Source organism: Aeromonas jandaei (assembly GCF_037890695.1).
Taxonomy (GTDB): Bacteria; Pseudomonadota; Gammaproteobacteria; order Enterobacterales; family Aeromonadaceae; genus Aeromonas; species Aeromonas jandaei.
In genome coordinates this window covers 3,415,887-3,438,695 of the sequence record NZ_CP149571.1, presented here as the reverse complement: position 1 = coordinate 3,438,695, position 22,809 = coordinate 3,415,887, and the positions used below count along the sequence as shown (strand labels likewise).

The 22,809-nt window shown below is 60.2% G+C and carries 17 protein-coding genes; 9 read left to right on the top strand and 8 right to left on the bottom strand.

The annotated features are described in order from the left end of the window. The first annotated feature begins 24 nt into the window (after nt 1-24). A complete protein-coding gene (locus WE862_RS16015) occupies nt 25-801 on the top strand; it encodes a hypothetical protein (protein ID WP_042032330.1) in 777 nt (258 codons plus the stop codon). Between the two features lie 29 nt (nt 802-830). Here the strand turns inward: WE862_RS16015 and WE862_RS16010 are convergent, their stop codons facing one another. The 3 genes from WE862_RS16010 to WE862_RS16000 form a co-directional block, all read right to left on the bottom strand. Further along, nucleotides 831-1,292 carry a DUF2919 domain-containing protein gene (locus WE862_RS16010; protein WP_042032331.1) on the bottom strand — a complete coding sequence of 154 codons (462 nt, stop codon included), beginning with the start codon at nt 1,290-1,292 and terminating at the stop codon, nt 831-833. A gap of 149 nt (nt 1,293-1,441) precedes the next feature. Further along, on the bottom strand, nt 1,442-2,389 hold the full coding sequence (gene corA / locus WE862_RS16005; RefSeq protein WP_026456618.1) for a magnesium/cobalt transporter CorA: 948 nt from the start codon (nt 2,387-2,389) through the stop codon (nt 1,442-1,444). Nucleotides 2,390-2,718: 329 nt separating this feature from the next. Then, nucleotides 2,719-4,362: an electron transfer flavoprotein-ubiquinone oxidoreductase gene (locus tag WE862_RS16000; RefSeq protein ID WP_042032332.1), complete on the bottom strand. Its 1,644-nt coding sequence runs from the start codon at nt 4,360-4,362 to the stop codon at nt 2,719-2,721. A gap of 147 nt (nt 4,363-4,509) precedes the next feature. Here WE862_RS16000 and WE862_RS15995 point away from each other — a divergent pair, with 147 nt between their 5' ends. The 5 genes from WE862_RS15995 (at nt 4,510) to aroG (ending at nt 10,199) form a co-directional block, all read left to right on the top strand. After that, nucleotides 4,510-5,259: an electron transfer flavoprotein subunit beta/FixA family protein gene (locus tag WE862_RS15995; protein WP_042032333.1), complete on the top strand. Its 750-nt coding sequence runs from the start codon at nt 4,510-4,512 to the stop codon at nt 5,257-5,259. Beyond that, nucleotides 5,256-6,182 (top strand): electron transfer flavoprotein subunit alpha/FixB family protein, encoded by a 927-nt coding sequence (locus WE862_RS15990; protein WP_042032334.1) that lies wholly within the window; start codon nt 5,256-5,258, stop codon nt 6,180-6,182. Before WE862_RS15995 ends, WE862_RS15990 begins: the two co-directional genes overlap by 4 nt. A 224-nt stretch (nt 6,183-6,406) precedes the next feature. Further along, the gene (gene serC / locus WE862_RS15985) at nt 6,407-7,495 is read left to right on the top strand and encodes a 3-phosphoserine/phosphohydroxythreonine transaminase (protein ID WP_042032335.1); all 1,089 of its coding nucleotides are present in this window, start codon (nt 6,407-6,409) and stop codon (nt 7,493-7,495) included. Between the two features lie 168 nt (nt 7,496-7,663). After that, nucleotides 7,664-8,947: a 3-phosphoshikimate 1-carboxyvinyltransferase gene (gene aroA / locus WE862_RS15980; protein ID WP_042032336.1), complete on the top strand. Its 1,284-nt coding sequence runs from the start codon at nt 7,664-7,666 to the stop codon at nt 8,945-8,947. A 196-nt stretch (nt 8,948-9,143) separates the two neighbouring features. Then, nucleotides 9,144-10,199, top strand: a complete 1,056-nt coding sequence (gene aroG / locus WE862_RS15975) for a 3-deoxy-7-phosphoheptulonate synthase AroG (protein ID WP_042032337.1) — start codon at nt 9,144-9,146, stop codon at nt 10,197-10,199. An 87-nt stretch (nt 10,200-10,286) separates the two neighbouring features. Here aroG and WE862_RS15970 read toward each other — a convergent pair whose 3' ends face one another. Next, entirely contained in the window at nt 10,287-11,882 is a 1,596-nt protein-coding gene (locus WE862_RS15970; RefSeq protein ID WP_042032338.1) for a methyl-accepting chemotaxis protein, read from the bottom strand. Between the two features lie 251 nt (nt 11,883-12,133). Between WE862_RS15970 and hutW the strand changes: the two genes are divergently transcribed. Then, nucleotides 12,134-13,519 (top strand): heme anaerobic degradation radical SAM methyltransferase ChuW/HutW, encoded by a 1,386-nt coding sequence (gene hutW, locus WE862_RS15965; protein WP_042032396.1) that lies wholly within the window; start codon nt 12,134-12,136, stop codon nt 13,517-13,519. A gap of 103 nt (nt 13,520-13,622) precedes the next feature. On the opposite strand, the gene WE862_RS15960 is transcribed toward hutW, so the two are convergent. Continuing rightward, on the bottom strand, nt 13,623-15,014 hold the full coding sequence (locus WE862_RS15960; protein WP_042032339.1) for a DEAD/DEAH box helicase: 1,392 nt from the start codon (nt 15,012-15,014) through the stop codon (nt 13,623-13,625). A 160-nt stretch (nt 15,015-15,174) separates the two neighbouring features. Further along, entirely contained in the window at nt 15,175-15,651 is a 477-nt protein-coding gene (locus WE862_RS15955) for a glutathione peroxidase (RefSeq protein WP_042032340.1), read from the bottom strand. 344 nt (nt 15,652-15,995) lie between these two features. On the opposite strand from WE862_RS15955, the gene WE862_RS15950 reads away from it, so the two are divergent. Beyond that, complete coding sequence (locus WE862_RS15950; protein ID WP_042032341.1) at nt 15,996-16,604, top strand: 2OG-Fe(II) oxygenase; 609 nt, start codon at nt 15,996-15,998, stop codon at nt 16,602-16,604. Between the two features lie 203 nt (nt 16,605-16,807). Then, entirely contained in the window at nt 16,808-17,797 is a 990-nt protein-coding gene (locus WE862_RS15945) for a D-alanine--D-alanine ligase (protein ID WP_042032342.1), read from the top strand. 169 nt (nt 17,798-17,966) lie between these two features. On the opposite strand, the gene mngB is transcribed toward WE862_RS15945, so the two are convergent. Beyond that, entirely contained in the window at nt 17,967-20,621 is a 2,655-nt protein-coding gene (mngB, locus tag WE862_RS15940; protein WP_042032343.1) for a mannosylglycerate hydrolase, read from the bottom strand. Nucleotides 20,622-20,707: 86 nt separating this feature from the next. Further along, the gene (gene mngA / locus WE862_RS15935) at nt 20,708-22,654 is read right to left on the bottom strand and encodes a PTS 2-O-a-mannosyl-D-glycerate transporter subunit IIABC (protein WP_042032344.1); all 1,947 of its coding nucleotides are present in this window, start codon (nt 22,652-22,654) and stop codon (nt 20,708-20,710) included. Nucleotides 22,655-22,809: the final 155 nt, after the last annotated feature.

Genomic DNA, 22,809 nt, shown 5'->3' with positions numbered 1-22,809 from the left:
GGTTCGGGTCCAGGAGGAGATGTGATGTACTGTCTGACGAGATATGGATGCAGGTGGCTGCTGTGGCTCTGTTGTATGGCGGGGATATGGAGCTCACCTTCGTGGGCCGATGTGAAGGTGATCCCGGTATTCGAGGCGCAGGTCGCGGTGCAGACCCTCAAGGAGATCTATCCCCGGCTCGGAGTAAGCGCCATGGGCAATCAGCTGGTGCTGAGCGGGACGCCGGACCAATTGCAGGAAGCCGAGGCGACTCTGGCGCAAATCAACCAGCCACCGCAAAGCCTGCTTATCGAGTGGCGGGTGGATGGGCTTTCCAGCAGTGAACAACTGGACGCTTCAGTAAGCCGTGACGATGCCAAACGGCAGTGGTTGCTCGATGGCAATGCCCAGCAGTACCAGCGCAGCCAGAACGACAGCTGGCAGGTGCGCGGGCTGTCGGGTCGTCCCGTGTTGCTGCAAATGGGCTCCTATCAGCCGGTCACCTTCTATCAGTGGAACGGGGGCGCGGTGGTGGGGATGATGCCGCTGGTGAACGGCCTCTATGCCACCGCAACCCTGATTGGGGACAGGGTTCAGGTAGCGCTCAGCAGCGAGCAGGCGAGGCTGGAGCATGGAACTATAAATCGTGGGCAGAGTGCCACCGAGGTCAGTGGAGCCCCGGGCCAGTGGCTGACGGTGGGGGAGCTATCCACCAGTTCGGCGCAGCAGGGCAGTACTCTTGGTACACAGTTGCAGGGCGGGCGTGATAGCCAGAGCGATCGCCAGACCCTGCAGATCCGGGTTACTCCTCAATATGACTGAATACCTCGCAAACCTTGTCCAGAGCCCCGTTAGTGGGGCTCGTCGGCCGCATATTCGCGCAACTGGCGACTGCGCAGCAGATACCAGAGCGCCCAGAGGCTGGCGACCAGCACCAGCGCGGTGGGCCAGCTGAACGACCACTTCTGCAGGTTGAGGCTGTGCAGCTGCATCAGCAGGCCGCTGGTGGCAGAGCAGAGCAGCAGCAAGGGACTGTGGCGCCTGAGTCTGGCGCGAATGCCATGGGTCTGCTGATAGGTGCCGCCGCAGGCGAGCAGTGCCAGCATGGCGGGCACATCGGTCAGCAGGCTGATATAGAGAGTGAGCTTGTCGGGATAGAAGAGCTCAAGGATCTCGCTGCCGCTCTGGCGGGTGACGCCAGCCATCAGAAAGAGCCAGACCGAGCGGGTCAGTAGCAGGGCGATGGGCCAGAACCAGAGAGGAGGGCGAAGCTGGCCGTGATCGTCATAGCGGTGTTCGGGGTAGAGGGTCATGGTTACCCGATATCCATTGATAGAGTGCAAGTGATGCAGAGGATATGGGGCGAAGGCGAGCCCTTTGCAAGGCGAGGGAGGGGGCGGGAATTAATCGGGGGGTCATGCCCCCCAATGCGCGAGAATCTTTTTGTGCCGGGCAGCCGGCGTTACAGCCAGCCTTTGCGCTTGAAGAAGAGACCAGTGCCGAGCGATGACATCACCATCAGCACCAGCGAGAGGGGATAACCATACTCCCAGGCGAGCTCAGGCATGCGGCCGAAGTTCATGCCGTAGATACTGGCGATCAGGGTCGGCGGCAGGAAGATTACGGCGGCTACCGAGAAGATCTTGATCACCTTGTTCTGTTCCAGATTGGTCACCCCCATGGAGGCCTCCAGCTGGAAGTTGATCTTGTCGAACAGGAACTGGGTGTGGGGCAACAGTGACTCCACGTCGTGCAGCATCTCGTCGATCCACTTGTTCTGCTCAAGGCTCATGCGCTGGCGCAGGCTGCGCTTGAGGAAGCGCAAGGCGCGGCGGGTATCGTGCAGGGAGAGACGGATCTGGCCGTTGGCCTCTTCCTGCGCCATCAACTCCTTGAGCATGGGGTTGATCTGATCCGGCTCGAAGATCTGGTCAGCGGTGTTTTCCAAGGTTTTGTAACCATCTTCGATAAGGTCGGAGAGGTACTCTACCTTGAGGTTTTGTACCTCCAGCAGGATGTCGAGGGCATCCTCCACCTCCAGCCGATCCTGGCGCATATAGTGGCGCAGCAGGCGAACCAGCCCGATGTCATCTTCACGAATGCTGATCAGCAGGTTGTTGCGCAGGGTAAAGGAGACGTGGACACCCTTGGTGTCACGACCGATCCGCTGGGGAAACAGGGAGTGAATGTGCAGACCATCGGTATCCCAGTAGAAACGGGCTGATGCCTCGATGTCGTCGAGCTCTTCCTTGTCGGGAACCTCTTCCAGGAACAGGCCCGTCAACCATTCTCGCTCTGCCGTGTCCGGCTTGTAGGCATCCAGCCAGACCGTGTTGTCAGGTACTATGTCGTCAGGCCCGAGCGTGACTATATCCAGCACCTTGTTATTGAGAATGTAGGCGGTGATCATCTGTCCCCCCTTAAAAAGTCATGGGTAATCAGGGATGGTTGCACAGGTCATGCGGCCTTAGATCGCTGCAGAAGGCGATCCCGTGGATAAGCAGATCGGGCCGATGGAAAACCTGAATGCGGCGAACTATACAGGGGCGGGCCGCGCTTGTCAGGGGCTATTCATTGGGGATTCAGCTTGTTTGTTCAAAAAAACAGCTGCAAGGTGGCGAGGTCGGAGCAGCTCGTCCCGTTTTGAGTGCTGCTCCTTGTGCATCTCTCCTTGCCTTCCTGCCCCCTTTATCCGAGCCCTTTGTTGCAGGCTCGTCTTCGCAACAGGTGAGCTGCAGCTTACATATTGGGATAGTTGGGTCCGGAGCCCCCTTGTGGCGGTGTCCAGACGATGTTTTGGCTGGGATCTTTAATGTCACAGGTCTTGCAGTGAATGCAGTTGGCGGCGTTGATCTGCAGCTTGGCTACCCCCTCCGTTTCCAGCACCTCAAACACCCCTGCCGGGCAGTAGCGCTGGGCGGGCTCTCCCCAGGTTGGCAGGTTGACCTTTACCGGGATCAGCTCATCCTGCAGCTTGAGATGGCAGGGCTGATCCTCGTTGTGACTAGTGTTGGCGAGATAGACGGAGGAGAGTTTGTCGAAGCTCAGCTTGCCATCGGGTTTGGGGTAATGGATGGGCTCGCAGCGGCTGGCCATGCGCAGCTGGCGGTAATCTGGCTCCTTGTCGATAAGTTTGAAGGGCGAGTTTGCGCCAAACAGCCGTTGCTCCAGCCAGTTAAAGGCGCCACCAAGCCAGGGGCCCCAGCGATGCAGGGCGGCGCCGAAGTTGCGGGCCGCGCCCAACTCTTGTGCCAGCCAGCTCTGGTGCAGTTCGTCGGCATAGTGAACCAGATCCCGTCCTCCCTCATCGCCACCTCGTAGCGCCATCGCGACGGTTTTTGCCGCCAGCATCCCCGATTTCATGGCTGTGTGGATCCCCTTGACGCGGGAAAAGTCGAGGGTGCCGGCATCGCAGCCGATCAATAGGCCGCCCGGGAAGTGCATGCGGGGCAGGGAGTGCCAGCCCCCCTTGGTGATGGCGCGTGCACCATAGCTGATGCGCTCGCCCCCTTGCAGCAGGTCGGCGATAAGCGGGTGATGCTTGAGCCGCTGGAATTCGTCAAACGGGCTGAGCCAGGGATTCTGGTAGTTGAGATCGACGATCAGCCCGACTGAGACCTGATCTCCCTCCATCTGATAGAGATAGAAGCCGCCGTGACTGTGGTTTTCTCCTTCCTTGCCAAGAGGCCAGCCACTGCCATGGAGTACCTGTCCCGCCTTACCCCGGCCAGCGGGAAGCTGCCACAGCTCCTTGAAACCGATGGCATAGTGTTGGGGCTGGGCGGTGTTTTCCAGATTGAATGTAGCGATCAGCTGTTTACCCAGATGGCCGCGGGCTCCCTCGGCAAAGAGGGTATAGCGGCCATAGAGCGCCATGCCGGGAACATGATCCGGTTTTGGATTGCCTGCGCGATCAAGTCCCAAATCGCCGGTGATCACCCCCTTGACCCGTCCCGCTTCCATGATAAGGTCGCTGGCGGTAAACCCCGGGTATATTTCGACTCCCAGCTGCTCCGCCTGCTGGCCAAGCCAGCGGCAAAGATTGCCGAGGCTGACGATGTGGCAGCCCTCATTGTGCATCCGTGGTGGTACTGCCCAGCTTGGCAGCTGCAAAGAGCGGTTCTCGTTTTGCAGCAAATGTACCTGATCGTCGTTGACCGCTATCCCTAGCGGTGCCTGCTGCCAGCTTTGTGGCAGCAGCTCCTTGAGGGCGACGGGGTCGAGCAGGGCGCCGGAGAGCAGATGAGCGCCAATTTCGGCGCCCTTTTCCAGCAGGCAGACCGAGAGGTTGGCATCCTGCTGTTTCAACGCGATGGCGGCGCTGAGCCCCGCCGGGCCGCCACCTACGATGACGACATCAAATTCCATTGCTTCCCGTTCCATCTTGCCTCTGCACCGAAGTTGACCTAGGGTAGTGCTGGTAGTTTACGTAAACGTAAAGTGATTGTAAGCAAAAAATTAAGCGAAACACGGTGCAAAAGTGCAGGGACTGGTGAATGAATTCAATCCAAAGAGACGAGGCATGACCCCATGAAGCTGCTGGTCGCAATCAAACGGGTAGTGGATTACAACGTCAAGATCCGGGTCAGGGCGGACGGCTCCGATGTGGAGCTGGCCAATGTGAAGATGGGGATCAACCCCTTTTGTGAAATCGCGGTGGAAGAGGGAGTCCGGCTGCGTGAGGCCGGTATCGCCAGCGAGCTGGTGGTGGTGACCTTTGGCCCGGATGCTGCCGCCGAGCAGCTGCGTCATGCGCTGGCGCTGGGAGCGGATCGGGCGCGCCACTATGTGACAGACGAGACGCTGGCGCCACTGACGGTTGCACGGGCTTTGCAAAAGGTGTGTGAGCTGGAGCAACCGGATCTGGTGCTGCTCGGCAAGCAGTCCATCGACTCGGACAACGGTCAGGTGGCCCAGATGCTGGCCGCCCTGACCGACTGGCCGCTGGCTACCTGTGCTTCTGCCATCAGGCTGGAAGGAGAGGTGTTGCGGGTGACCAGCGAAATCGATGGCGGGCTTGAAACCCTCGCCATGCCACTGCCTGCTGTAGTGAGCGCCGATCTGCGATTGAACGAACCGCGGTTTGCATCGCTGCCCAACATCATGAAAGCCAAGCGCAAGCCGCTGGAGAGTGCCCCCTTTGCCGATCTCGCCGTTGTGTCTGTCAACCAGACCCGTCTGCTCGGGGTGATGGCGCCACCAGCTCGCAAAGCCGGCATACTGGTCGGTTCGGTGGATGAGCTGGTGGACAAACTCAAGCACGAGGCGAAGGTACTATGAGCGTATTAATCATTGCCGAACATCATCAGGGCCATCTGGCCGACAACGTCGCCCGCCTGGTTACGGCTGCCAGTCAGTTGGGTGGCGAAGTGCATCTGCTGCTGGCGGGGCAGGGGATAAGCGAGGCGGGCCAGCAGGCAGCTGCGCTGAGCGGGGTGAGCAAGGTGCTGTTGGCCGACTCTCCCGCACTGGCGGAAGGGGTGCTGGAGGGGATCGACAAGCTGCTGGCTCGCTGGTGCGAAGGTTACAGCCACTGCATGATGGCGGCGAGCACCATGGGCAAGGCGCTGCTGCCCCAGCTCGCTGCCAGGCTCGGGGTTGAGATGATCTCCGAGGTGACGGCTGTCGAGAGCAGCGATACCTTCCTGCGCCCCATCTATGCGGGCAATGCCATCGCCCGGGTGGCGAGCAGCGCCCCCATCAAGGTGATGACGGTGCGGGCGACGGCTTTTGCCAAGGCAATGGAGGCAGGCAATGCTCCCGTTGAGAGTCTGGTGGTGCCCGAATCGACCCGCCGGACCCGCCTGGTGGAGCGCCTTGCAGTGCAATCGCCCCGGCCCGAGTTGACAGCTGCGCGAGTGGTGGTCTCCGGTGGCCGAGCCCTTGGCTCCAAGGCGCAGTTTGCCCTGATTGAGGCGCTGGCCGACAAGCTGGGCGGGGCGGTCGGCGCATCGCGCGCTGCCGTCGATGCGGGTTTCGTCGCCAACGATCTGCAGGTCGGCCAGACTGGCAAGGTGGTCGCGCCCGAGCTCTATATCGCGGTCGGTATCTCGGGCGCCATTCAGCATCTGGCGGGGATGAAGGAGTCGAAGGTGATTGTGGCCATCAATAAGGACAGCGAAGCGCCCATCTTTCAGGTGGCCGACTACGGTCTGGTGGGGGATCTCTTCACCCTGCTGCCCGAGCTCACCGCCAAGGTGTAAATTTGTCGGAAAGGACAGGGGCAGCCCGTTTATGCGGTCTCTTGACCATTTCTGCGCACGTTCTCTGCAAGCCCTGACCCGTTCAGGGCTTTTTCTACTGAAAAGGGGAGCAAGAGTGACGGTAAAAGGTTGAGCCAGCTCCCAAAAAGCCTTTGATCCGCTGGCTGCTCTTGTGTAAAACCTGACAAGTCATCGATCACACTCATCCACTCACGGAAAGCGTCATGAGCAAACAGGTTTACAACTTCTGCGCCGGCCCCGCCATGTTGCCGGTTGAAGTCATGGAGCGCGCCCAGCGCGAATTTTGTAATTTTCAGGGGCTGGGAGCCTCGGTCATGGAGCTTTCCCACCGCGGCAAGCACTACATGGCGGTCGCCGAGAAGGCCGAGGCCGATCTGCGCGAGTTGCTGGCGGTGCCGGACAACTACAAGGTGCTCTTCATGCACGGTGGCGGCCGCGGTCAGTTCTCTGCAGTGCCCATGAACCTGCTGGGCGGCGCCAACAAGAAGGCTGATTTTTTGCTGACCGGTGTCTGGTCGCAGGGGGCCGTGGATGAGGCGCAAAAGTACGGCGACATCCAGACCTGGCAAGGGGTTGCCAAAAACGAGCAGGGGATTACACATCTGTTGCCGACACCGGCATTTCGCTCTGATGCTGCCTATGTGCACTACTGCCCGAACGAGACCATTGAAGGGATCGAGATGTTCGATATCCCCGCAACCGGCGATGTACCGCTGGTGGCGGATCTCTCCTCGACCATCCTCTCCCGTCCCATCGATGTGAGCCGCTTTGGCATCATCTATGCCGGTGCCCAGAAAAATATCGGTCCGTCCGGGCTTGCCATCGCCATCGTGCGCGATGATCTGCTGGATCAGGCCAGAGCCGATGTGCCCTCGATTTTCGACTACAAGCTCACCGCCAAGAACGACTCCATGTTCAACACGCCGCCCACCTACGCCTGGTATCTGGCCGGTCTGGTGTTCGAGTGGCTGAAAGAACAGGGTGGCCTTGCGGCGATGGAAGCGCGCAACAAGGAGAAGGCCGACTTCCTTTACGACTATCTCGATCAATCGAGCTTCTATAGCAATCAGGTGGATGTCAGCTGCCGTTCGCGGATGAACATCCCATTCCAGCTGAAAAATGCCGAGCTGGACAAGCAGTTCCTGGCTGAATCTGAAGCGGCTGGCCTGCTGGCGCTCAAAGGACACCGCATCGTCGGTGGCATGCGGGCCAGCATCTACAACGCCATGCCGCTGGAGGGTGTGAAGGCGCTGGTCAGCTTTATGGATGAGTTTGCCAAGCGTCACGGCTGATCCGGTCTGCAGTTAATCCTGACGCCGGGCTTGCCCGGCGTCTTTTTTTCAACAACGACTGAATCTTAGCGCGCAGCCCCGTTTTTCCCCTGTCGCTGCCCTTGCCGAGCGGGGCGCGTACTGTTAACGTCCGGTCAGGTCATTTATTTGAGATTGCACAGGAAGTCTATGAATTCGTTGCGTTTGGAACCCATTTCTCGTGTGGCCGGTGAGGTCAATCTGCCCGGATCAAAGAGTGTCTCTAACCGGGCGCTGCTGCTGGCGGCACTGGCCCGTGGTACTACCCGTTTGACCAACCTGCTCGACAGCGATGACATTCGTCACATGCTGGCAGCACTGACCCAGCTCGGGGTCAAGTACAAGCTCTCTGCCGACAAGACCGAGTGCACTGTGCAGGGCCTTGGCCGCAGCTTTGCCGTCAAAGAGCCGATCAATCTGTTCCTGGGCAATGCCGGTACCGCCATGCGCCCGCTCTGTGCCGCACTGTGTCTGGGCTCTGGTGAGTACACCCTGGGCGGTGAGCCGCGCATGGAAGAGCGCCCTATTGGCCATCTGGTTGATGCCCTGCGTGAGGCGGGAGCTCATATCCAGTACCTGAAAAAAGATGGTTTTCCGCCGCTGGTGGTGGATGCCAAGGGGCTGTGGGGCGGCGATGTGCACGTCGATGGTTCCGTTTCCAGCCAGTTCCTGACCGCCTTCCTGATGGCTGCGCCCATGGCGGCTGGCGACACCCGCATCCATATCAAGGGGGAGCTGGTCTCCAAGCCCTACATCGATATCACCCTGCACATCATGAAGCAGTTCGGGGTTGTCATCGAGCACGACAACTACAAGCTGTTCTACATCAAGGGCAACCAGACCTACATCAGCCCGGGGGATTTTCTGGTTGAAGGGGATGCCTCCAGCGCCTCCTACTTCCTTGCGGCTGGCGCCATCAAGGGCAAGGTGCGGGTCACCGGCATCGGCAAGCACAGCATTCAGGGCGATATCCATTTCGCCGACGTACTGGAGAAGATGGGCGCGCGCATCACCTGGGGTGATGACTTTATCGAAGCGGAGCAGGCGCCGCTGCACGGTATCGATATGGATATGAACCATATTCCCGATGCGGCCATGACCATCGCGGTTGCGGCGCTGTTTGCCGAGGGGCCGACCTCCATTCGCAATATCTACAACTGGCGCGTGAAGGAGACCGATCGCCTGCATGCCATGGCGACCGAGCTGCGCAAGCTGGGCGTAGAAGTGGAGGAGGGGCGTGACTTTATTACCGTGACCCCGCCGACGCAGCTCAAGCACGCCGAGATCGATACCTATAACGATCACCGGATCGCCATGTGCTTCTCGCTGGTGGCTCTGTCCGATACGCCGGTGACTATCAACGATCCCAAGTGCACCTCGAAGACCTTCCCGGACTACTTCGAAAAACTGGCCAGCATCAGCCAGCGCGATTAATCCCTCCAACATGATGGGGCCCGCCTTGTGCGGGCCTTTTTATCTCCGGCACGCTCGCAACTAGCAGTATTTCATTAACTTGCAAGATGTAGGTTAAAAAAACTTTCTTTGGTGATGTAATTTTCTATTTACACCGACTCGGCTGCGGGCTATGTTGAGATTTCTTAATCGCAGTTATCTAGCAGGAAGCCTTGTCATGCAGCATCAAACCGACGACGTTCGTATCAGTGAAATCAAAGAGTTACTCCCTCCGGTTGCGGTGCTTGAGAAGTTTCCGGCGACCGAGACCGCCTCATCGACCGTGTTTGATTCCCGTCAGGCCATCCACCGTATCCTGAATGGTGAAGATGACCGTCTGCTGGTGGTTATTGGCCCCTGTTCCATCCACGATCCGGTTGCCGCCATCGAATATGGCAAGCGCCTCAAGGCACTGCGTGATGAACTCAAGGGCCAGCTGGAGATCGTGATGCGGGTCTACTTCGAAAAGCCGCGTACTACCGTGGGCTGGAAGGGGCTCATCAACGATCCGTACCTCGATAACAGCTGCAAGATCAATGACGGTCTGCGCCTGGGTCGCAAGCTGCTGCTCGATCTCAACGACATGGGGCTGCCGACCGCGTCCGAATTCCTCGATATGATCACGCCGCAATACGTGGCTGATCTGATGAGCTGGGGGGCGATCGGCGCCCGTACCACTGAATCCCAGGTGCATCGCGAGCTGGCCTCCGGTCTCTCTTGCCCGGTGGGCTTCAAGAACGGTACCGACGGCACCATCAAGGTAGCCATCGATGCCATCGGTGCTGCCAGTGCCCCCCATCACTTCCTGTCGGTCACCAAGTATGGCCACTCCGCCATCGTGGCCACCAAAGGCAACCCGGATTGTCACATCATCCTGCGTGGTGGCCGTGAACCTAACTACAGCGCAACCCATGTCAGTGAGGTGGTGAAGGGATTGGAGAAGGCGGGTCTGCCGCAAAAGGTGATGATCGACTTCAGCCATGCCAACAGCAGCAAGCAGTTCAAGAATCAGATGGTAGTGGCGGACGATGTAGCTGATCAGCTGCGCGCCGGCAGCAAGGCTGTATTTGGCGTGATGGTGGAGAGCCATCTGGTGGAAGGGCGTCAGGATTTGGTCGAGGGCTGCGAGCTTACCTTCGGCCAGAGCATCACGGATGCCTGCATCGGTTGGGAAGATACCGAAACCCTGCTGCGCAATCTGGCCGATGCGGTCGCCACCCGCAACACCCGCTGAGACGGATATATCAGCGAGCTGATACAGCTAGGAATTGATACAAAGTAAAAGCGCGCCACAGGCGCGCTTTTTGTTGTCGGGGCAGGGCTACCAGCGATAGGTCTTGAGCAGGGCTTCCAGTTTCTGGCACTGCTCGACCAGCTGAACGCTGGCGAGGTTGGCTGCATGAGCCTGACCCAGGGTGTCGTTGGAGGTGTTGCGGATCTGGTTCACCGAGTGGTCCACCTCGTTGCAGACCCTGTCCTGCTCTTCGGCTGACTGGGCCATCTGGGCATTGAGATCGTTGATCCGGGCGATGCGTTCAATGATGTTCTGCATGGCGGCCAGGGTCGCCTCGGTTTTGCTGATGCTCTCGTCCGCTTTGGTTTTTGCATCCCCGATCACCGTAACTGCGCTCTGGGCCTCTTTTTGCAAGGCAGCGATCATCTGGGAGATCTCCTCGCTGGCGGTGCGGCTGCGGTTGGAGAGGGCGCGCACCTCGTCGGCCACCACGGCAAAACCGCGTCCCTGCTCGCCGGCTCGCGCAGCCTCAATGGCTGCGTTGAGTGCCAGCAGGTTGGTCTGATCGGCGATCCCCTTGATCACTTCCAATACCCCATCCACGGCGAGACAGCGGCTGTCGAGCTGCTGGATCACCTGATCCACCCTGTCGATTTCGGTCGACATCTCGCCCATGTCGGTGATGGAGTGCTGAGCGAGACGGCTGGTATTGGCAGCATCCTGATTGGTGAGTGCGGAGAGCTCGGCACTGTGGCGGGCATGTTCGCGTACTTCGTGGGAGCTGGCAGCAAGTTCGCTCACTGCGGCCGCAACCTGGGTGGTCATCCCCTCCTGCTGACGGGCCGAGTTTTCGGTCTGGGTGGCAACCTGGCGGATCTGGCTCGACTCCTGATAGAGCTGATGAGTCGCTCCTTCCACCTCCTGCAAGCTGTGGCGGAAGCCCTGCACCATGTCGTTGACGGCGCGGGTCATCTGGCCCAGCTCATCCTGACTGTTGTTGACGAGAGGGAGCGCGAGGTTACGCTCTTTCGCCATCTGGATCATGGTGAGCTGCAACTGGCGCAGCGGCCGTTTGACGTAGCGCTGCAACACCCACCAGAGCAGGCCGAAACCCAGACCGAAAACAGCCGCCAGACTGCCACTCAGAATAAAGTTGTTGTGGCGGATATCGTCGAAGGTATGGGTCAGGTCATAGCTGATCCGAACCGCCCCCATGACGGTTCCCTCATCCACCTGATGGCAACTGGTGCACTGGGTGCCGCGATACTCCTTGTAGGCCTTGAACGGTTTGATCAGGGTGAGCTGGTTGCCCTGCTGCTTGAGGATGATATCCCCCTTCGTGATGGCGCGTTCATCGAGGGCATCCTGGGCTTTCTGGTCGGGATGGCCCGGGCCAAACAAGTTGCTGACGGCGGGGGCACGGATAAGACGGGCTTCGACAATCCCTGCCTCGCTCTTGAGCTTGGTTTGCACTATCTGCCGGTTGGCCATGCCACCGGTCATCATCAATACGTTGAGCTGATCCATGTAGGTGTTGGCGGCGCTCTCAACCTTCTCTTCCGCCATGCGGATGGCGAGATCCCGTTGCAACCAGGCAGAGAGCTCGAAGCAGAGGGCGAAGGTGGAGCTGATGACCAGCGCAAGGGGGAGAAAGATTTTCCAGTTCAGTGAGAGGTTATGCATAGTGGCCGATCCCATGCCCTTTATCTGTTTTTATTGGTTCCCGTTTCATCTTGAGCGTAGACAAGGAGAGGCGGGTAGACAGTTTCCTATCGGCACACTTTAGTCACTCTTGAGTAAATAATCTGTTAAGCAGATCGGTAATGGAGGTTGCCAACAGGGCAATTTCAGATTGAGTGGCACCAAGAGTTGATCCTGCGCAAAAACACATGAGTGATAATAATTATCATTGCTGTTATTTGCGAGTCATCACCATGATCCATCTAACTCCTTCCATGACCGGCGTGGCTTCGCCGGACCCTCTCAAGTTTGCCTTCAGTGCCAAAACCTCGGCACATGCCAGTCGGGGAGGGATACGCCCCTTGTCACTCGATGAGAACCAATGGCAACAGTGGTGGCTGCAAGAGAGCGATGCCGAAGAGCGCGCCCTCTATCTCCATATTCCGTTTTGTCGCAAGCGCTGCAGCTTCTGCAATTTCTTCGAAAATGGCGCCAATCCGGCGCGGATCAGCCGCTATGTCGACGGGTTGTGCGCATCGCTTGCCAGGGCCGCAGAGACGCCGCTGGTACAAAGCCGCCCCTTCTCGGCCGTCTATGTCGGGGGAGGAACCCCCACCGATATGAGTGCCGATGAGCTGGCGATGCTGGCCAGGATGATCCGGCGCTTTCCTCTGACGGTCGATGCCGAGGTGACACTTGAGGGGCGCCTCAACGGTTTTGATGATGCCAAGTGGCAGGCTGCGCTGGGCGGCGGTTTCAACCGCTTTTCGTTCGGGGTGCAGAGTTTTGATACCGGTGTGCGCCAGCAAGCGGCGCGGATCGATGACAGGGAGAGCCTGCTGACCCGCCTTGGCGAGCTGACTCGCGATGATGCGGCAGTGATCGTGGCGGATCTTATCTTCGGTCTGCCCGGTCAGGATGATGCCGTGTGGCGGCAGGACATCACAGATGTGATGGCGAGCGGCGTGCACGGGGTTGATCTCTACCAGCTTATCGCCATGCCGGGCACCAATCTGGATCGGGCCGGGCAGAAGGGCAAGCTGGGCTGGGCTGCCGATGGTCAGCAGCGGGCCGCCATGTACGCTTACGGCAGCCAGCAACTGGAACGGCATGGTTGGGAGCGGCTCTCCTGCAGTCACTGGCGACGCACTCCAGCCGAGCAGAGTCGCTATAACCAGATGGCCAAGCGCGGTGCCGAGATCCTCCCCTTTGGTGCCGGAGCCGGGGGCACTATCCATGGCTATGGCGTGATGTACGGGCGGGATTTGGCCCAGTGGCACGAAGCGCATGAGAAGGGAGTTCGGGCGCCCGGCATGGTGATGGGGCGCAATCCGAATGCGCGGATCGATGGCCTGCTGCGTGGCGCGCTCGACAGCGGCGTGTTGGCTCTGGCACGCCTGCCAGCCTCACTGCGCAGTCATCTGATGCCGCTGTTCGATGCCTGGCGGCAAAACGGGTTGGCCGATCTTGCTGGCGATCAACTGGTACTGACGCTGGCGGGGCGATTCTGGAACGTCAATATGCAGGCCGGGTTGTTCGAGTTTTTGCAGCACAATCCGGCCGATGGCAGCGAGCCTGCGTTGCTGCATGGCAAGCATCCGGATGGTAAACATCCGGGAGTACGCCACTCGCTGGTGTAGGGGCTTTACCCGATTGCCAAAAGCACAAAGGGAGCCGACGAGGCTCCCTTTGTCTGGTCAATCAGCTGTTTGGCCAACCAGTCTGGCGTAGGCACGGGACGAATTACTCGTCGTCGCTATCCTGATAGCTGTCGCGCTGGGCTCTGGGCAGGCGGCGCATCGGGGTAAATCCGACGTCCTCACCCACCACTTCCCGTTTGCGGGACTTGTTTTGAGGAGACTGGGCAGGCTTCTTGGCGGTATCGCCTTTGGCTTTGCCTGCTGCCGGTTTGCCCTTGCCACCCTTGGCATTGGCTGCGCCACGGGCGCGCGGCGGGTTCTGCACCGGCTTGCTGCCGGGCAGGGTCTGGCGGCTTGGCTTGCCGCTCGGCTCATACCCTTCGAGGATCTCCACGGAGAGGGATTGACCGATCAGGGCCTCGATCGCCTTGAGCTGACCCAACTCATCATGGCTGACCAGCGAGATGGCCTCGCCACCGCGACCGGCACGGCCGGTACGGCCGATACGGTGGATGTAATCCTCCGCCATCTGCGGTAGCTCGAAGTTGATCACGTGGGGGAGCTGATCGATGTCCAGGCCACGGGCGGCGATATCGGTTGCCACCAGCACCCGCACCTTGCCTTCGCGAAAATCGGCCAGCGCCCGGTTGCGGGCTCCCTGACTCTTGTCACCGTGGATGGCGACTGTGTCCAGACCGTCTTTCTGCATCTGATGCGCGAGGCGATCGGCGATCTGCTTGGTACGGACAAACACCAGCACCCGCTGCCAGTTGCCACGGCCAATCATGTGGGAGAGCAGCTCGCGGCGGCGTTCCCGATCGACCTGAATGATGCGCTGGGTCACCTGTTCGGCAGCCGTGTTGCTGGGATCGACCTCAATGAGGGTGGGGTCGTTCAGCAGATCGTCCGCCAGCGCCTTGATCTCGCTTGAGAAGGTGGCGGAGAAGAGGAGGCTCTGCCGTTTGGCGGGCAGTGCCTTCATGATGCGGCGAATATCGACGATGAAGCCCATGTCGAGCATGCGATCCGCTTCATCCAGCACCAGCACTTCCAGCTCGCTCAGGGTCAATGCGCCCTGGGTCAGCAGATCCAGCAGACGGCCCGGGGTGGCCACCAGAATGTCGATACCGAGCTTGATGGCATCCAGGTTGGGCTTGATGCTGACGCCACCGTAGGCGATCAGGGTACGAAACGGCAGGTGGTGGGCATATTTGATGATGCTCTCGCCCACCTGGGCGGCCAGTTCGCGGGTCGGTGTCAGTACCAGGGCGCGCACCTGACGGCGACCGCGGCCATGGTTGGCCAGCAGCAGCTGCAGCATGGGCAGGGTGAAACCGGCTGTCTTGCCTGTGCCTGTCTGGGCTCCGCCGAGGACATCCTGACCAGCCAGAATAGCCGGAATGGCTTGCTGCTGGATGGGGGTTGGCTGTTCGTAACCCAGCTCCTTGACGGCCCGCAGGATGTGCGGGGAGAGACCCAGTTCGTTGAATGACATGTTCGAGAGAAACTCCTCTGGTGAGCCTTTGGCTCAGCGGATGACCGGCGCGGGCGCCAGCCACGATATGGAAATGATAACGGGGGCGTAATATAGCAAAAGAGCGGCCGGTGCGCAGTAGCTGTCGCACCGGCCGCTCTTTATGTGCCGCAAAAAGTAATCAGAGCAGGTCGCGGATGGGGGCGACCAGACTCTCCGGCTTGGTGGTGGGAGCAAACCGCTCTACTACGTTGCCGTCACGGTCGATCAGGAACTTGGTGAAGTTCCACTTGACGTTTTCCAGCCCCAGCAGCCCCGGTTTCTCCTTCTTGAGCCACCGATAGAGCGGGTGGGCCTGCTCGCCGTTGACATCGCACTTGGCCATGATGGGGAAGGTGACCGGGTAGTCAAGGGAGCAGAAACGGGCGATCTCCTCGGCATCCCCCGGCTCCTGCTGACCGAACTGGTTGCAGGGAAAGCCCAGGATCTCCAGCCCCTCGGGCCCCAGCTCGCGATAGAGGGCTTCCAGCCCCTCATATTGGGGGGTAAAGCCGCAGCGGCTGGCCACATTCACCACCAGGATCACTTTGCCGGCCAGTTGGGCGAGCGGGTAGGGGGTGCCATCCAGTTGTTGCAGCGTCAGGTCGGGCAGAGGCATCACATCATCCTTTTGTTGATTGCATGTCGTTGATTGTACATAAGTTGCACAGTGTGCTTGCAGGAGGAAAGGGGGGTATTCCCATGGTCGATACGGTATCGCTTGGCTCTTTTAACGGCAAGGCGTTACGTTAACGGGCACCGAAGCAATGGGGGGCGGCTCACACTTTTCCCCTCCATTACGCACCGGGTGAGGGCAGGATCACAATCGATCCGGAAAAAGGGGGGCGCGGCCTGCCAAATCGGGTATTGATGGTGGGACTTCTCAAGAGAAGCAAACCGGTTTGTGCCTTTAGCGGGAAGCCGCTAAAAAGCGCTCTCTTTTCCACATGTTGCGAGTCAATCTTGGACTATCAAGCCGTCATGGATGCCATCTATACCCGAGGTTGGGTGATAGTGGACGATTTTTTAACTGCCGCCGAGGTGGATGCCCTCAAAGGGTGTCTGCCAGAGGAGTGGCAACCGGCCGGGATCGGCCGTGAAGGGCTCCATCAAGGCAACAGCGAGATCCGCCGCGACCAGATCCACTGGTTGGAGCCGTCGCTCGGTGCGCCGGTCGCCGATTATCTCGCCCGCATGGAGGCGCTGCGTCTGGCTGCCAACCGGATGTTGATGCTGGGATTGTTCGACTATGAGGCACATTTTGCCCGTTATCGCAGCGGCGACTTCTACGCGACCCATCGCGATGCCTTTGCCGGTCGCTCCAACCGTCGCCTGACGACGGTGTTCTACCTCAATAACGACTGGCAACCCGAAGCGGGCGGCGTCCTGCGCTTTTATGACAACGACGAGCAGTTCTTGATGGATGTGAGCCCCAGAGGGGGGCGGCTGGTGATCTTCCTCTCCGAGGAGTTTCCTCACGAAGTGCTGCCCGCCAATCAGGAGCGTTACAGCATTGCCGGCTGGTTTCGCGTCAATGGCAGCGGCATGGGACGGGTCGATCCCCCTCGCTGACCCATGGGGCTGCGCGGTTTTTGACACAGGGCGCCCTTTTTCACCGCAAGATGTGGCTGGCAGGGCAGCCATCAGCTGACAAGGGTTTGTCTCCCTTGCTACACTGGCGCGCACTTATGTTCGTATCTGGCTTCGTCCGGTTTTGAATGCGGTGGTTTTTGAATGGTCATGACGAAGCCGCTTCTCCCAAGGGATCACATCTAATGAAGAACATGCATGTCTTGCTGCTGTGCGGCGGCGGTGGCTCCGAGCACGAAGTCTCTCTGCGCAGCGCCAATTTCCTCGAAAAACAACTCGCTCTCCTGCCCGGCGTCGAAGTGACCCGCGTCGAGATGTTTGCCGACCGCTGGCTCAGCGCCGATGGTCGCGAGTGCAAACTGGGGCTCGACAAGCTGCTCTCGTTTGACAGCGTGGCCCGTCCGGTAGACTACGTGGTGCCCTGCATCCACGGTTACCCGGGTGAGACTGGCGATCTGCAATCCTTCCTCGAGCTGGCTGGCCTGCCCTATCTGGGCTGTGACGCCGAAGCGAGCAAGATCTGCTTCAACAAGATCACCACCAAGCTGTGGCTCTCCGCCATCGGTATCCCCAACACCCCTTATCTGTTCCTGACCGAGCAGGGCGATGCGGCTCTGGCTGAGGCGAAAGCGGCACTGGCCAAGTGGGGCAAGGTCTTTATCAAGGCCGCCTCCCAGGGCTCTTCCGTTGGCTGCTACTCCGCCAGCAACGAAGCAGACCTGGTGAAGGGCATTGCCGATGCCTTCGGTTACTCCGAACAGGTTCTGATCGAGAAAGCGGTCAAGCCGCGCGAGCTGGAAGTGGCGGTTTACCAGTACGGTGACGAGCTGGTGGCCACCTATCCGGGCGAGATCTGCGTGCCGCAGGACAAGTTCTACACCTATGAAGAGAAGTACAGCAGCGCCAGCCATACCGAGACTGCACTGCGTGCCGAAGGGCTGACCCAGGTTCAGGCTGACGCCATTCACGAGTACGCCCTCAAGGCGTTCCGTCAGCTGAAACTGACTCACCTCTCCCGTATCGACTTCTTCCTGACCGACGAGGGCGAGATCCTGCTCAACGAGATCAACACCTTCCCGGGCATGACCTCCATCTCCATGTTCCCGAAACTGCTGGAGCATCACGGTCACGACTTCGCCCGCTACCTTGAGCAGATCCTGCGCAAGGCCAGCTAAGCCGGTCGCTCTTGCTGACGGGGGCTAATACCGTTCCAATAAAAATCCCCGCCAATTGGCGGGGATTTTTTATGCCTTTATCAAGCGGGATAGGGCAGCTTGAAGGGATAAACAGGCGGGGAGGGGATGCGCCTCCCTCACCTGTTGCTACCTGTGGGTATACCTGCCGTTAGCCGCGAGCCACCCGAAAGCGCACGCTGCGGGAGTGGCAGGGCGTCAGCTCGCCAAACTCACCAGCGGCCAACTCAAGGGGTAGGGGCTGCTCGTCCATCCGCACCGCTTGCCAGTCGCTCAGGGTGTGCTGGCTGGTCACCTTGCCACCCTCCAGCACCGCCTGCTCGCTCGGGTTGTAGACCCGGATCACCAGCGCCTCTTCATCCTCGGCCTTTTTCAGGGCGCTCAGCACCGGACCGGACGGATCCATGGTGAGCAGGCTGAAGTGGCGCGGGGTGGTGAAGCTTGCCTTGTTGAGCTTCATGGCATCGAACGGGATCTTGTTGTAGCAGCGCACCGGAGTGAGGTAGCTGCGCGCCGCCTGCATCACGTTGGCGCTGATGTGATCACCGGCAAACGCCAGCAGGCTGAAACGGCAGCTGAGCTTGCCGCGCACCTGGGAGTCCGGGGTGGGTAGCTTGATGCCGGAGGGGCGACCCGGGCGCAGCAGCAGCTCCTCTTTGCCGAGTACGCCGACCCCGCGCAGCAGGGTGAGTGCCAGGGTGTCGTACTGCTCGCCAATCACTTCAAACTCGCGCAGACCGTCGCTCAGTACCGCCAGCCCCTGCTTGCCATCTTGCAGGGCGACGAAGTTCATTAGCTGCCAGACCGGAATGGGGGCCTCTTTCCAATCTTCTGCCTCCCAGTCGGCCATGGCGCTGTCGCGGGTGGGGCGGGTGATGCAGCCAAACTGGTTGTCGGAGACCACTGTGTCGCTCGGGAAGGGGGTGGGGATCAGCACCCGCACTCTGTGATCGTCGGCCTGATTGTCGAGCTCCAGCTCGATGTCGATACGCGGACTCTGGTGCGCCAACGTGATGCGGCAGGTGACATCAAGGTGGCCGCTGCACTGGCGGCTGGCCCGCTCGGCGAGGTTGGCTGGCAAGACCATGCGCAATTTGAGAGTGGCGATGCTCTGCCACGCCTGATGGGTGACCTCGCGGGTCACCGCAAACTCGGTGGAGTAGCGGAGCCACTCGTCCCGCGATGGCGAGTAGTCATATTCGTCGCCATCATCGGAGCCCTCTTCCAGCGTGAGCACCTGATCAAAGGTGGTGCCGCGCAGCTTGTCCAGGATCAGCAGGGTGCCGTTGTCATTGAGGGCGATGCGGTAAAAATCGTTCTCCAGCAGCTCGCCGCTGGCCGTCACCGGTTGCTCCAGTCCCGGCTGGTTGCCTTCGATATGGAGAGTGCAGTAGCCCATGGCCGGCAGGGGATGGCAGAGCTGGATGTCGTACTCCATAAAGGGGTCGTAGTTGCCGTAGTGCACGATCTGTCTGTCTACCAGACCCGGGTCAATCTCGCGCTTGGCGCGGATGAAGTAGGGGATCGGCTGGCCCGCTTCATCGCGCAGGGCAAAGGATTGGGCGCGAATGCGGATGCTGGTGTTGATCACCTCCTGACGGGGGAAGGGCATCAGATTGAACAGGCAGAGCTTGTCGGCCACCTGTACCCCGTCTTCACAGAGCGCCACCGGCATGTTGTCGACAATCTTGCGCATGTAGAAGCGGATCAGGTTCTCGGCCATGTCGTCGGCCAGAATGAAGCGGGTCATCACCTCCTGATGCACCTTGTCGCTGCAGCAGCAGCCGATGCTGTCATGGGCGTGGTTCTTCATGATCTCCTTCCACATCTTCTCCAATAGCCCGTGGTGGTACTCAAAGCCGAGCGCCCAGGCGATGCTCGCCAGCGGTTCGAGGATGTTGACGATCTTGTTCTCGATGGCGGCATGGGCCAGCTTGATGTCCATCCGGGTGGAGGAGATGGTGCGGTGTACCCGCATATATTTGCCGTCGTTGAACTCCCCCTTGAGGGTGGCCAGCTGGTCGCGGCACGCCTCGATGCGCTCGAAGACCTGCTCGAAGCGGCTCATGTGGAATTCACGCTGGGGGTAGATCTCCCGCAGCTTGTCGATGATGGCGAAGATGTTCTGTTGCAGCGGCATCTGGTCGTGGCCGTTGGGCAGCAGGATATCCTGGGTCACCGAGGCCTTCTCCAGCACCTCGAAGTAGGATTCGAGCCGCTTGCGCAGACCTGCCTCATCTTCCGGCAGGTACTTGCCGATGGCGTAGCCAAGTGGTAGCACCTGGGCGGTCACCTCGCTGCCATCGTTGCTCTGCCAGAGGAACTCGGTCTTGTCGGTACCGTGGCGCTCGGAGCAGCCGCGCCAGAACATGGCACGGTCAATCCCGAAGCCGTTGAAGATGTGGGGCAGTTGGGAGGACATGCCGAACGAGTCGGGCAGGTAACCGATCTTCATCGGCTCGCCAAGGCTAAGGCAGTCGCGCATCCCGTAGAGCAGGTTGCGCAGGATGGATTCCCCGCTCACCTGCATGGTGTCGGTCTGGGTGTACCAGGGGCCAATGATGAGTTTGCCCGCTTCCACCAGTGCCTTCACCCGGGCCTTGTTCTCGGGCTGGATGGCGAAGTAATCCTCCAGCACCGCAGTCTGGCCGTCCAGCACATAGAACTTGTAGTCTGGGTCGGATTCAAGCCGCGCCAGGATCTCCGCCATATTGTTGACCAGCAGGATGCGGGACTCCTCGGTGGTGAAGTACCACTCCCGATCCCAGTGCATGTGCGGCGTGATGTGAACTCGTGAAACTGTCATGACAATGATCCTTTGCTGACGCACGGCGGCCCTTGCCTGCCGTGCGGAAAAATAGTCTGTTGAAAAAACGGTGGTGAAGATGAGCCTTACTCTGCGGCGACCACCTGATAGGAGCCGCGCTGCATGGCGTGACGGCGCCAGCCGATCAGCACCACAGTGGAGATAAGGGTGCCCACCAGCGCCGCACCGAGCCAGACGGCGGCAGCCATCAGGGCGCCGTGGCCGCCATCGTGGAGCAGGAACAGGGAGAAGATGCCGGCCCCCGGGGTGGAGAGACCAATCCCCATGGCCCCCACCATGGCGCCAGTGACCACCGAGCCTGCGAGGAAGGAGCCGATCACCCGGATCGGATCTTCGATGGCCATCGGAATGGCGCCCTCGGTTATCCCCGCCAGCCCCAGCAGCCAGGTCGATTTTCCGGTCTCGATCTCGAAGGTCTGGAACAGGCGTGGCGCCAGCAGGGTGGAGGCAGTGACGGTAAAGGCCGAGACCATCTTGACCGCGCCGAAGATGGCGTAGGGGCCGTAGACCCCGTTGGCCATGGCGCCGAGGCAGAAAGCGTAGGCCGCCTTGTTGACCGGGCCACCCAAGTCAAACGAGCACATAAAGCCGAGCAGGGCGCCCAGTACCAGCGCATTGGTGCCGGAGAGGCCGTTGAGCCACTCGGTGAGGCTGTTGTTGAGCCAGGCCACCGGCTGGCCGATGACAAACAGCATCAGGCTGCCCGCTACCAGGGTGCCGATCACCGGATAGAGGTAAAAGGTGAGAAAGCCGTTGAAGTTGGGGCTGAGGCGCACATGCTGCTTGACCCAGCGCATCAGGTAACCGGCGATAAGACCACCGACCACGCCGCCGAGAAAACCGGAGCCAATCATGTTGGCGGCCAGTCCCGCCGCAAAGCCCGGGCCCAGCGCCGGTTTGTCTGCCAGAGAGTAGGCGGTATAGGCCGCCAGTACCGGTACCATCAGGGTGCCCAGCATGCCGCCGCCCAGCTTGCGGTACATCCAGAGCCAGGAGTTCTCGGTGTCAAACAGATGTTGCAGGCCGAAGATCTGGGCCAGCAGCACAGAGACGGCGAGCACGGTACCGCCTGCCACGATCAGCGGTACGGCAAAGGAGATACCGCTCAGCAGCGCCTGCTTGAGCTCGGTCTTGAGGCTCACCTTCTTGCCGGTCGGCGCGTCGCTCTGGCTGGGGTTTGGCGTCGGGGCGGTGCGACCGGCCTTGGCCGCTTCCAGCGCATCATTGAGGATCCGCTCGGCATGGCGGATGGGCTCGGCCACCGGCGTCTCGATACGGGGGATACCGGCGAAACGCTCCTGCTCCTTGATGGCCACCTCGGCGGCGAAGATGCAGGCCACCGCGGCATCGAGCGCTTCTTGCGGCAGGCGATCCTCGATGCCATTGGCACCCTGCTTCTCGACCAGTACCCGAATGCCCAGCTTGCGCCCCGCCTTTTCCAGATACTCGGCGGCCATATAGGTGTGGGCGATCCCCGCCGGACAGGCGGTGACACAGACCACTGTGGGTTTATTTGTATCTAAATTGTCTTCTTTTGCTGGTTGCTTGTTGCTATCCCCTTCGCCATCGAGCAGCGCCATCAGCTGCTCGGCACTTTGGGCCGCCAGCACCGCCTCGCGGGTATCGTCATCCACCAGAGCGGTGGTGAGGGTGGTGAGCAACTGCATATGGGTGGAACCCGCCTGATCGGTCGGGATCGCCAGCATGAAGATCAGGTTGACCGGCTCGGGACCATCGATCCCCTCCCAGCCCAGCTCCTCGCTCAGGGTGGCGACGGCAAAGGCCGCTTCGCGTACCGCATCGCACTTGCCGTGGGGCACCGCCAGCCCTTCGCCAAGGGCGGTGGGGCCCTGCGCCTCGCGGGCCATGACCGCGGCCAGAAAGGCGGCCTTGTCGTGCAGCTTGCCGGCCTGATCGAGCCGATCAGCCAGGGCATGGATGGCCGCATCCCGATCGGCAAACCGGGTTTGCAGCGTGATGAGATGGGGGCCGGTAAGACTGGTCAGGTTCATGATGATCCTCTGTCAGGTTGGCTTGCCAGCAAGCCGTCATGGTGAAAGTGACAGCGATGCTAACAAACCGGCCGACTGATTTTTGTGAGTGGTATCATACAATTCGTTATTTGTATTGTTTTTGTATTGTTTGGTCAAGGGGATTTGTTAGGTCA

Excerpts from the sequence above, each read along its gene's own strand:
- WE862_RS16015 (WP_042032330.1), top strand. The coding sequence starts at position 25 with ATGTACTGTCTGACGAGATATGGATGCAGGTGGCTGCTGTGGCTCTGT.
- WE862_RS16010 (WP_042032331.1), bottom strand. The coding sequence starts at position 1,292 with ATGACCCTCTACCCCGAACACCGCTATGACGATCACGGCCAGCTTCGC.
- corA (WP_026456618.1), bottom strand. The coding sequence starts at position 2,389 with ATGATCACCGCCTACATTCTCAATAACAAGGTGCTGGATATAGTCACG.
- WE862_RS16000 (WP_042032332.1), bottom strand. The coding sequence starts at position 4,362 with ATGGAACGGGAAGCAATGGAATTTGATGTCGTCATCGTAGGTGGCGGC.
- WE862_RS15995 (WP_042032333.1), top strand. The coding sequence starts at position 4,510 with ATGAAGCTGCTGGTCGCAATCAAACGGGTAGTGGATTACAACGTCAAG.
- WE862_RS15990 (WP_042032334.1), top strand. The coding sequence starts at position 5,256 with ATGAGCGTATTAATCATTGCCGAACATCATCAGGGCCATCTGGCCGAC.
- serC (WP_042032335.1), top strand. The coding sequence starts at position 6,407 with ATGAGCAAACAGGTTTACAACTTCTGCGCCGGCCCCGCCATGTTGCCG.
- aroA (WP_042032336.1), top strand. The coding sequence starts at position 7,664 with ATGAATTCGTTGCGTTTGGAACCCATTTCTCGTGTGGCCGGTGAGGTC.
- aroG (WP_042032337.1), top strand. The coding sequence starts at position 9,144 with ATGCAGCATCAAACCGACGACGTTCGTATCAGTGAAATCAAAGAGTTA.
- WE862_RS15970 (WP_042032338.1), bottom strand. The coding sequence starts at position 11,882 with ATGCATAACCTCTCACTGAACTGGAAAATCTTTCTCCCCCTTGCGCTG.
- hutW (WP_042032396.1), top strand. The coding sequence starts at position 12,134 with ATGATCCATCTAACTCCTTCCATGACCGGCGTGGCTTCGCCGGACCCT.
- WE862_RS15960 (WP_042032339.1), bottom strand. The coding sequence starts at position 15,014 with ATGTCATTCAACGAACTGGGTCTCTCCCCGCACATCCTGCGGGCCGTC.
- WE862_RS15955 (WP_042032340.1), bottom strand. The coding sequence starts at position 15,651 with ATGCCTCTGCCCGACCTGACGCTGCAACAACTGGATGGCACCCCCTAC.
- WE862_RS15945 (WP_042032342.1), top strand. The coding sequence starts at position 16,808 with ATGAAGAACATGCATGTCTTGCTGCTGTGCGGCGGCGGTGGCTCCGAG.
- mngB (WP_042032343.1), bottom strand. The coding sequence starts at position 20,621 with ATGACAGTTTCACGAGTTCACATCACGCCGCACATGCACTGGGATCGG.
- mngA (WP_042032344.1), bottom strand. The coding sequence starts at position 22,654 with ATGAACCTGACCAGTCTTACCGGCCCCCATCTCATCACGCTGCAAACC.